At 48.3% G+C, this 8,565-nt stretch carries 6 protein-coding genes, 21 tRNA genes and 1 rRNA gene; 2 read left to right on the forward strand and 26 right to left on the reverse strand.

Annotated elements, in window-relative coordinates; all coding sequences use genetic code 11:
• Positions 1-2 precede the first annotated feature (2 nt).
• From menB to ACWJJS_RS15210, 4 genes are read right to left on the reverse strand one after another with little or no spacing between them, the layout of a single operon-like run.
• Positions 3-821: a 1,4-dihydroxy-2-naphthoyl-CoA synthase gene (menB, locus tag ACWJJS_RS15195; RefSeq protein WP_003152221.1), complete on the reverse strand. Its 819-nt coding sequence runs from the start codon at positions 819-821 to the stop codon at positions 3-5.
• A 58-nt stretch (positions 822-879) separates the two neighbouring features.
• Positions 880-1,704 carry a 2-succinyl-6-hydroxy-2,4-cyclohexadiene-1-carboxylate synthase gene (menH, locus tag ACWJJS_RS15200; RefSeq protein ID WP_070082250.1) on the reverse strand — a complete coding sequence of 275 codons (825 nt, stop codon included), beginning with the start codon at positions 1,702-1,704 and terminating at the stop codon, positions 880-882.
• Positions 1,692-3,428, reverse strand: coding sequence for a 2-succinyl-5-enolpyruvyl-6-hydroxy-3-cyclohexene-1-carboxylic-acid synthase (gene menD / locus ACWJJS_RS15205; RefSeq protein WP_454023681.1), 1,737 nt, complete (start codon positions 3,426-3,428; stop codon positions 1,692-1,694). Before menD ends, menH begins: the two co-directional genes overlap by 13 nt.
• Positions 3,425-4,840: an isochorismate synthase gene (locus ACWJJS_RS15210; RefSeq protein ID WP_070082252.1), complete on the reverse strand. Its 1,416-nt coding sequence runs from the start codon at positions 4,838-4,840 to the stop codon at positions 3,425-3,427. The genes menD and ACWJJS_RS15210 overlap by 4 nt, the downstream gene beginning before the upstream one ends.
• 282 nt (positions 4,841-5,122) lie before the next feature.
• On the opposite strand from ACWJJS_RS15210, the gene ACWJJS_RS15215 reads away from it, so the two are divergent.
• Positions 5,123-5,842: a TraR/DksA C4-type zinc finger protein gene (locus ACWJJS_RS15215; protein WP_094247625.1), complete on the forward strand. Its 720-nt coding sequence runs from the start codon at positions 5,123-5,125 to the stop codon at positions 5,840-5,842.
• A 155-nt stretch (positions 5,843-5,997) separates the two neighbouring features.
• Positions 5,998-6,468: a TspO/MBR family protein gene (locus ACWJJS_RS15220; RefSeq protein ID WP_454023682.1), complete on the forward strand. Its 471-nt coding sequence runs from the start codon at positions 5,998-6,000 to the stop codon at positions 6,466-6,468.
• A 36-nt stretch (positions 6,469-6,504) separates the two neighbouring features.
• Here the strand turns inward: ACWJJS_RS15220 and ACWJJS_RS15225 are convergent.
• From ACWJJS_RS15225 to rrf, 22 genes are all read right to left on the reverse strand, one after another.
• Positions 6,505-6,576 (reverse strand) — tRNA-Glu (locus ACWJJS_RS15225).
• Positions 6,577-6,579: 3 nt separating this feature from the next.
• Positions 6,580-6,670: transfer RNA gene (locus ACWJJS_RS15230), tRNA-Ser, on the reverse strand.
• 3 nt (positions 6,671-6,673) lie between these two features.
• A tRNA-Asn gene (locus tag ACWJJS_RS15235) sits at positions 6,674-6,748 on the reverse strand.
• A 10-nt stretch (positions 6,749-6,758) separates the two neighbouring features.
• Positions 6,759-6,835: transfer RNA gene (locus tag ACWJJS_RS15240), tRNA-Ile, on the reverse strand.
• Between the two features lie 15 nt (positions 6,836-6,850).
• Positions 6,851-6,924 (reverse strand) — tRNA-Gly (locus ACWJJS_RS15245).
• Between the two features lie 8 nt (positions 6,925-6,932).
• Positions 6,933-7,008, reverse strand: a tRNA-His gene (locus ACWJJS_RS15250).
• 20 nt (positions 7,009-7,028) lie between these two features.
• Positions 7,029-7,104: transfer RNA gene (locus ACWJJS_RS15255), tRNA-Phe, on the reverse strand.
• Positions 7,105-7,114: 10 nt separating this feature from the next.
• Positions 7,115-7,191: transfer RNA gene (locus tag ACWJJS_RS15260), tRNA-Asp, on the reverse strand.
• Positions 7,192-7,197: 6 nt separating this feature from the next.
• Positions 7,198-7,274, reverse strand: a tRNA-Met gene (locus ACWJJS_RS15265).
• A gap of 19 nt (positions 7,275-7,293) precedes the next feature.
• Positions 7,294-7,386 (reverse strand) — tRNA-Ser (locus tag ACWJJS_RS15270).
• Between the two features lie 7 nt (positions 7,387-7,393).
• A tRNA-Ile gene (locus tag ACWJJS_RS15275) sits at positions 7,394-7,470 on the reverse strand.
• A 2-nt stretch (positions 7,471-7,472) separates the two neighbouring features.
• Positions 7,473-7,549 (reverse strand) — tRNA-Met (locus ACWJJS_RS15280).
• 19 nt (positions 7,550-7,568) lie between these two features.
• Positions 7,569-7,641, reverse strand: a tRNA-Ala gene (locus ACWJJS_RS15285).
• A gap of 4 nt (positions 7,642-7,645) precedes the next feature.
• Positions 7,646-7,722, reverse strand: a tRNA-Pro gene (locus ACWJJS_RS15290).
• Positions 7,723-7,739: 17 nt separating this feature from the next.
• Positions 7,740-7,816, reverse strand: a tRNA-Arg gene (locus tag ACWJJS_RS15295).
• Positions 7,817-7,825: 9 nt separating this feature from the next.
• Positions 7,826-7,911, reverse strand: a tRNA-Leu gene (locus tag ACWJJS_RS15300).
• A gap of 19 nt (positions 7,912-7,930) precedes the next feature.
• Positions 7,931-8,005, reverse strand: a tRNA-Gly gene (locus ACWJJS_RS15305).
• 9 nt (positions 8,006-8,014) lie between these two features.
• A tRNA-Leu gene (locus ACWJJS_RS15310) sits at positions 8,015-8,098 on the reverse strand.
• A 10-nt stretch (positions 8,099-8,108) separates the two neighbouring features.
• Positions 8,109-8,184 (reverse strand) — tRNA-Lys (locus tag ACWJJS_RS15315).
• A 37-nt stretch (positions 8,185-8,221) separates the two neighbouring features.
• Positions 8,222-8,297, reverse strand: a tRNA-Thr gene (locus ACWJJS_RS15320).
• Between the two features lie 29 nt (positions 8,298-8,326).
• Positions 8,327-8,402: transfer RNA gene (locus tag ACWJJS_RS15325), tRNA-Val, on the reverse strand.
• Between the two features lie 23 nt (positions 8,403-8,425).
• Positions 8,426-8,541, reverse strand: a 5S ribosomal RNA gene (rrf, locus tag ACWJJS_RS15330).
• Positions 8,542-8,565: the final 24 nt, after the last annotated feature.

Genomic DNA, 8,565 nt, shown 5'->3' on the forward strand with positions numbered 1-8,565 from the left:
GATCACGGAAAACGAGGGAATTGACCGAAATCGGGACTGCGTTTCTCTTTAAAGGAATCACGGCCTTCTTTCGCTTCGTCAGTCGTGTAATAAAGAAGCGTTGCATCTCCTGCAAATTGCTGAATTCCGGCGAGGCCGTCTGTATCAGCGTTAAATGCCGCTTTAAGGAAACGAAGGGCTGTAGGGCTTTTCTCAAGCATTTCTTCACACCATTTAATTGTTTCCTCTTCAAGTTTCTCTAATGGGACAACCGTATTGACAAGCCCCATGTCGAGCGCTTCCTGCGCGTTGTATTGACGGCACAGGTACCAGATTTCACGGGCTTTCTTATGTCCGACGATACGCGCCAGGTAACCTGAGCCGTAACCGGCATCAAAGCTTCCCACTTTCGGGCCGGTTTGACCGAAAATCGCGTTATCGGCCGCAATCGTTAAATCACAGACGATATGAAGCACATGGCCTCCGCCGATGGCATAGCCTGATACCATCGCCACGACCGGTTTAGGAATCACGCGGATCAAACGCTGAAGATCAAGCACATTCAGACGCGGGATCTGATCGTCTCCGACATATCCGCCGTGACCGCGGACTTTTTGGTCTCCGCCTGAACAGAATGCTTTATCTCCCGCTCCCGCAAGAACGATGACACCAATATTGGAGTCATCACGCGCACAAGCAAACGCGTCAATCATTTCTGATACCGTCTTAGGAGTAAATGCGTTATGTACCTCCGGGCGGTTAATTGTTATTTTTGCAATACCGTTATACGTCTCGTACAGGATTTCATCGTACTGACGTTCACTTTTCCATTCTGCAGCCATTGATATGACCTCCTTCATTTTTGCCTGAGTCCGGCCGAAAAGCTATTTTCTTTATGCTTTACAAGCCGTATAAAAACTCACTTACTATCTTACCAAAAATTCGCGGCTGTTCCACATGTACCGTGTGCCCCGCCTGTTTGACAACCTCTATTTTACTTGATGGGAGCAGGTTATGCACCTTTTGATTAATAGCGCAAAACTTTTCATCCCATTCACCGCATATGAGCAGGACGGGCGCCTTGATGCGGTGTAATGCCTCCCACCAGGAAGGTTGTGAGCCCGTCCCCATTCCGAGCAGGCTTCCTGCAAGTCCGGACGGATTATTCTTCAGCCTGCCGGCACGGATGGACGCCTTTACGCTGTCCGGCAGAGAGAGCTGCGTGGCAAACAACGGAATGCTCTCCCAATAATCAACAAACGATGTTATACCTTCCCTCAATATAAAGTCAGCAAGCTTCCGGTCTGACTGAATCCGCTTTTTGCGTTCCTGAAGCGTGCTGAGGCCCGGGGTTGTACTTTCCAAAACAAGCGCTGATACCCGATGCGGAAATGCCTGTGCGAAGGAATACGCAAGTCTTCCCCCCATAGAATAACCAATAAGTTTCACTTTGTGAAGTTTTAATTGATCAAAAACGGCGGCAAGGTCCGCAACCTGCCGGCTCGCACTATACCTTGCCGCTTGCACAGGCGCGTCTGTCTCCCCGTGACCCAGGCAGTCAATCATCACCATTCGCTCGCCGGGAAACATGCCGCGTAAAAACATCCATGATTCTTTGCTGCCCGTAAATCCATGCAGACAAACAATAGCTTCAGACGATTCGTGTCCGCTATCAGCAGCACGATAGCATACGCCGTCGGCCGTTTTAACTGTTACAGTTTCCATTCTTTTTTCACTTCCCGCACTGCGGCCTGCAGCAGATCGCGATGGAATTGAACTCTTGATGTCCGATCTGTTTTCAGCTCGATTATATGAAGTCCGGGCTTGTCCGCCTGCGGCTGATACGCATCCTTAAATGCTTCCCATGTCTCCGGACAAGTATACGTCCCGCCGTACAGTGCGGCGGCATGCCGGAAATCAAGACCCGTCGGCGTACCGAACAGTTCTTCAAAATGAGTCTTATCAGATGCCTGCGGCAAAAACGAGAAAATCCCGCCGCCATCATTGTTTATTAAAATAACCGTAAGCGGAATTCCAAGTTTTTTAGCAGCTAACAGCCCGTTTAAATCATGGTAAAACGATAAATCTCCAATGACAAGCGTGACAGGAGCTTTTGTACCTTCACACAGCCCCATAGCCGAGGAGACAACTCCGTCAATGCCGTTAGCGCCGCGGTTGGCATAGACACGGAAGGAACGATCTTGTTTTTCAAAGAAAGTATCCACGTCGCGGATCGGCATGCTGTTGCCGACAAAAATCGAACTGCCTTCAGGGACAAGGTGCTGAAGCTGACGATATACATTTCCTTCAAATGATAAATCATCCATGCTCGCGGCCTGTAAATGACTCCGGAACCGGTCATTGACAAACTGCCATTTCTCAAGCCATCCGGACGGCCGTTTTCCGGTTTCAGCTGAACGGACCGCTTCCAAAAACACCGACGGATGGCAATGAATCATATGCGCGCCGGCCTGGGTGGGATCTCTCCATCCTCCGTCTTCATCGACGATAAACTGCTCAATGGCAGGATCATCTCTGAGCCATAAAAAGAGCGGTTTGGAAACCGGCATCGGACCGAAGCGGATCACAGCGTCAGGGCGCAGCGCCTCTTTTATTTCTTCATCTTTTAAGAACGAGTCATAAGCATCAATAATCAGCGTCTTATCATGCTCCCCGTTTCGGAGGTTTGAAAGCGGATCAGCCAAAATCGGGAACTGAAGCATCTCGGCAAGCGCGATGATTTGCTGCTTTTCTGCTTCACCGTGAATTTCGCCGCAGACGATCATACCTCTTTCGGTACCCGCGAGACGCTCTGTAATATGACAGAGCGCGTCTTGATCAGCTGACTGCATCCCTGTTGTGACTGAGACGTGCTTCCCCTTTCTCATTCTTTCAAAAGGTCCGGCTGATAAATCCGGCATCAAAGGCTCTCTGAGCGGCACATTGATATGGACTGGCCCCATCGGGCGCTTCCCGGCTTCACTTACGGCTCTGCCGGCCAATGTTCTGATATAGCTCAGCATTTGAGGATTTTCCTCAGGCAGAGCCGAGTCTGTGAAAAACTTAACAAAGTTACCGAACAGAAAATGCTGGTTAATCGCCTGAGGCGCCCCCACTTCCCTCAATTCATGAGGCCGGTCAGCAGTCAGGACAATAAGAGGCACTCTTGAATAATGAGCTTCAATCACGGCCGGATAGAAGTTAGCCGCTGCCGTTCCTGACGTACAAATCAGCATGACCGGACGCTGGCGGGCTTTTGCAAGACCGAGTGCGAAAAAACCTGCGGATCGTTCATCAATCTGTATATGGACTTGAATATCCGGGTGGGCCGCCGCCAAAACCGCCAGGGGAGTTGACCTCGATCCCGGGCAAACAACCGCGTCGGTGACACCAGATAGAGCGAATTCATCAATAAAACTTCCGATATAATGTGTAATCGGGTTTGTCAAAGCCTTTCACCTCCTAAAGCAGAGATCATCGGCTTTAGTTTAATTTGTGTTTCTTCATATTCTGATTGCGGATCTGAATCTTCAACAATACCGCAGCCTGCGAAAAGCCGCGCACTTTTGCCTTCAATCAGCCCTGATCGGATAGCCACGACAAATTCTCCGTTTTCCCTGCCGTCCATCCAGCCGATCGGAGCCGCGTACCATCCGCGTGTCATCGGTTCAATATCAGCGATAACTTCAACAGCTTTCTGCTGGGGAGCTCCGCCCAATGCCGGAGTGGGATGCAGCTTTTCAATTAAATCAAACAGCGAAGCGGACGTTTTAAGATGGCCTGTGATCGGCGTATATAGATGCTGAACACTTTTTGTTTTATATAATTGCGGACCTGCAGGCTTTTTCACATCGCTGCAGCTCGCCAAGAAAGAATCGTGTATCATCTGAACCACAAAATCATGTTCCGCGAGATTTTTTTCGTCATGCAGCAGCTCTTTGCCGAGACGGTCATCTTCTTGTTGATTTTCTCCGCGCTTAATTGAACCTGCCAGACAGGTGGACATAACGTCTTTGCCTGATTTTTTGATCAGCCGTTCCGGTGAAGCGCCGACAAAGCATTTATCTCCCTGCTCAATCGCAAAAACATAGCTTGTCGTTTGGTCCGTCAAAAGCTTGCGGACAACGCTCTCCGCCGGAATAGGCCCATCATATGACAAAACGACTTCCCTTGCCAGCACGACTTTATCATATTGATTTGCCTTCATATCATTTGTTGCTGTTTTAATGGCCTCAAGCCAGTTTTCCACATCAAGTTCTTCCGCTTTTGTTAAAACAGGATATTCTTCATACTGAATTGAAGAAACTGCAAAAGCTTCTGAAAAAGATTTCAGACGTTTCAGCGTATCTTCTGCCTGATTACCGTCTGCCGCCCATTGATTGACGGTTAAATAATCACCATCTGCCGTCTTTGTCAGCATGAGTGAGGGGATAAAGAACAGCCCTTCTTCGAACCCGTTCCATTCGTCTCCTCTCTCTTCAGCGGGATTAAATGAAAAACCGCCGAATAAGACAGGGCCGACCGCGGTATGCGCCGCCTCTTCTTCTTCATGAATATGAAAAGCCGTCTTTTTAAAGCGCTCCCATTGTTCAAAAACGTCGTGATAACGTTTTCCATTTTTTTCATTCGATTGGAACAGCGCTTCTGTGCCAAGACCGACTATTGTTAATTCACTACCGGGTTCTGACCAAAAAAATCGTTTGCCTTTATATTTTTTTGCTCCGTCTTTGAAAAATGATAGAGGGTCTAAAGACGCAATACGTCTTGAATAGCTCAATAAGACAGCATGGTTGACTTGTTTGGCTTTATGTAATGCATGATCTGCTTCCTCTCGGAACGTATGCTGCACCGTTGTCACCATGAGACATTCCTCCATAATCCGTTAAATGCTTTTAATACAATACACCTGTGATGAATTTGTGTCAAACACACAGATTTGAGCACGACAAAATGCCCGCATTTCTTATTATAAACCTTTTTGCGCAAATGAATAAAGAAACAAACTTGAATTTTCTTTCCCCACTCTCGGCAATCACTGTATCCTTTTACTTCCCCGTGGGAAAATGACTATTTTTATCCACCATTTTTCTGCGCAAAAACGTTCATACTAACAGTAAGCATCACATAGAAACGAGGGATTGATGTGCTTACAAACGAACAGATCACACACTTAAAAAAAGAATTGGAAGAAGCCAGAGATGATATTTTAAGCCGCTTTAAAGAAAATGATCAATTTCAGTTAACTGATGAATTCCCGTATCAATCATCCGGTGAATTGTCTTCCTATGACAATCATCCCGGCGATCAGGCGACCGAATTATACGAGCGGGAAAAAGACCTGGCTCTGCTCGACCATGAACGGGAGCACCTTCGCGATATTGATTACTCTCTGAAACAAATTGAAAACGGCACATACGGCACATGTGAAGTCAGCGGCAAGGACATTCCTTATGACAGACTCGAAGCCCTGCCGACGGCTACGACATTGGCGGAATATTCCTCGCAGGATGCCGTTTCCAAAGACAGGCCGATTGAAGAGGAAACACCGTTCGGACAGTTTGAATTTGATGATGATGAATCAATCCGGGCGGCTTACGATAGTGAAGATGCTTATCAGGATGTTGAGGAATACGGAAACTCAGAAACGCCTCAGGATTTAGAAGATCCGCCGCTCAGCTATGGGGATATGACAATGAACTCAGAAGAAAACATCGGCTATGCTGAGAATTATGAAAACTTTGTCGCGACAGATATTACCGGAAAAAACATTTCCGTGTATCCAAGCAAAGCACACGAAAAATATGAGCAGGAACTGGACGAAGAAGGAATTATGACGACCTTTGGCGATCTTCATGCTGATTAAAACCCCGGCCTGCCGGGGTTTTTGAATACAAATAATTGGTTTTCTGCATTTTCACACTGAAAACTCATACACTTAATGGTGCATGGATCTTTAAAAGGTTTGATCTTTCCAAAAGAGGGAACAAACGTATTGACATTGAATGGCGGAGGGAACAAATGAAAAAGAAGTATATCGGTGCAATTATTGTATTTATCATTACATATGTCTTGTTTTCTTTAGCAGGGTTTCTCTTTCCCATCGACCGGGAATGGTACGACGCGCTGCAAAAACCTGACTGGACGCCGAGCGGATCAGTGATCGGCATCATATGGGCGGTTTTGTTTGCGCTCATTTCGCTCTCAACAGCCTTGATATACGCAAAGTTTTCATGTAAAGAATCCAAAGCTTTTTGGGTGATGCTTCTCATCAATTATATCGTGAATCAAGGATTCAGCTATTTTCAATTCACACAGAAAAATTTGCTTGCTGCATCTATCGATTGCCTGCTTGTGGCTGTGACAACACTCATTCTGTTGCTCATTGCCGGTAAATACAGTAAAGCTTCAGCCTGGCTTCTGGTTCCTTATTTATTATGGAGCGCTTTTGCCACATACCTGTCTTTTACCATTTACGTTATGAACGCATAATAAAAAACCTTGCATACTATGCAAGGTTTTTTATTATGACCCGTACGGGATTCGAACCCGTGTTACCGCCGTGAAAGGGCGGTGTCTTAACCGCTTGACCAACGGGCCTTATGGCGGAGAAGGAGGGATTTGAACCCTCGCGCCGCTTACACGACCTACACCCTTAGCAGGGGCGCCTCTTCAGCCACTTGAGTACTTCTCCGTATGGCTCCACAGGCAGGATTCGAACCTGCGACCGATCGGTTAACAGCCGATAGCTCTACCACTGAGCTACTGTGGAAAAATCATCATGGTGGGCCTGAGTGGACTCGAACCACCGACCTCACGCTTATCAGGCGTGCGCTCTAACCAGCTGAGCTACAGGCCCATGACAATATAAAAATGGAGCGGGTGATGGGAATCGAACCCACGACATCAGCTTGGAAGGCTGAGGTTTTACCACTAAACTACACCCGCATGTTGTTTGGGGCGATTGATGGGAATCGAACCCACGAGTGCCAGAGCCACAATCTGGTGCGTTAACCACTTCGCCACAACCGCCAAAACAATATTAAATTAAATGGTGGCTCGGGACGGAATCGAACCGCCGACACACGGATTTTCAGTCCGTTGCTCTACCAACTGAGCTACCGAGCCTTTTTATAAATGGCGGTCCGGACGGGACTCGAACCCGCGACCTCCTGCGTGACAGGCAGGCATTCTAACCAACTGAACTACCGGACCATTTTTTGGTTGCGGGGGCAGGATTTGAACCTGCGACCTTCGGGTTATGAGCCCGACGAGCTACCGAACTGCTCCACCCCGCGATGATAATTAAATTAGATATGGCGGAGGAAGAGGGATTCGAACCCCCGCGGGCTTTGACACCCCTGTCGGTTTTCAAGACCGATCCCTTCAGCCAGACTTGGGTATTCCTCCGTATAAGTGGTGGACCTTGTAGGACTCGAACCTACGACCGGACGGTTATGAGCCGTCTGCTCTAACCAACTGAGCTAAAGGTCCAATGGTAGCGGCGGAGGGGATCGAACCCCCGACCTCACGGGTATGAACCGTACGCTCTAGCCAGCTGAGCTACACCGCCAAAAACAATTAAAATCAAGTGGAGCCTAGCGGGATCGAACCGCTGACCTCCTGCGTGCAAAGCAGGCGCTCTCCCAGCTGAGCTAAGGCCCCAAAATGGTCGGGAAGACAGGATTCGAACCTGCGACCCCATGGTCCCAAACCATGTGCTCTACCAAGCTGAGCTACTTCCCGTTTTTCAAAAGTATGTATGGCGCGCCCGAGAGGAGTCGAACCCCTAACCTTTTGATCCGTAGTCAAACGCTCTATCCAATTGAGCTACGGGCGCAACAATAAGTGCCGAGGGCCGGACTTGAACCGGCACGGTAGTCACCTACCGCAGGATTTTAAGTCCTGTGTGTCTGCCAATTCCACCACCCCGGCATGGATGGTATAGTATAGTTGGAGCGGAAGACGGGATTCGAACCCGCGACCCCCACCTTGGCAAGGTGATGTTCTACCACTGAACTACTTCCGCGTTTGGCAATGCGGATGAAGGGACTTGAACCCCCACGTCTGTAAAGACACTAGAGCCTGATTCTAGCGCGTCTGCCAATTCCGCCACATCCGCAAGAAAAATATGGTGAGCCATGAAGGACTCGAACCTTCGACCCTCTGATTAAAAGTCAGATGCTCTACCAACTGAGCTAATGGCTCTTATTACAAGAGACTTATATAGTATAACATATAAAAGTGGTGCCGGCAAGAGGACTTGAACCCCCAACCTACTGATTACAAGTCAGTTGCTCTACCAATTGAGCTACACCGGCCTAATACGCCAACTTATGTATGATAGGAATGGTGGAGGATGACGGGCTCGAACCGCCGACCCTCTGCTTGTAAGGCAGATGCTCTCCCAGCTGAGCTAATCCTCCGTATATTACACTTACGTGTAATGGCTTGGCGGCGTCCTACTCTCACAGGGGGAAACCCCCGACTACCATCGGCGCTGAAGAGCTTAACTTCCGTGTTCGGCATGGGAACGGGTGTGACCTCTTCGCTATCGCCACCAAACCATTGAGAGTGTTCTCTCAAAAC

This window comes from Bacillus sp. JK106, assembly GCF_053663355.1.

What these genes read in the sequence shown, in the direction of transcription:
- menB (WP_003152221.1), bottom strand. Translation starts at nt 821, where the DNA reads ATGGCTGCAGAATGGAAAAGTGAACGTCAGTACGATGAAATCCTGTAC.
- menH (WP_070082250.1), bottom strand. Translation starts at nt 1,704, where the DNA reads ATGGAAACTGTAACAGTTAAAACGGCCGACGGCGTATGCTATCGTGCT.
- ACWJJS_RS15210 (WP_070082252.1), bottom strand. Translation starts at nt 4,840, where the DNA reads ATGGTGACAACGGTGCAGCATACGTTCCGAGAGGAAGCAGATCATGCA.
- ACWJJS_RS15220 (WP_454023682.1), top strand. Translation starts at nt 5,998, where the DNA reads ATGAAAAAGAAGTATATCGGTGCAATTATTGTATTTATCATTACATAT.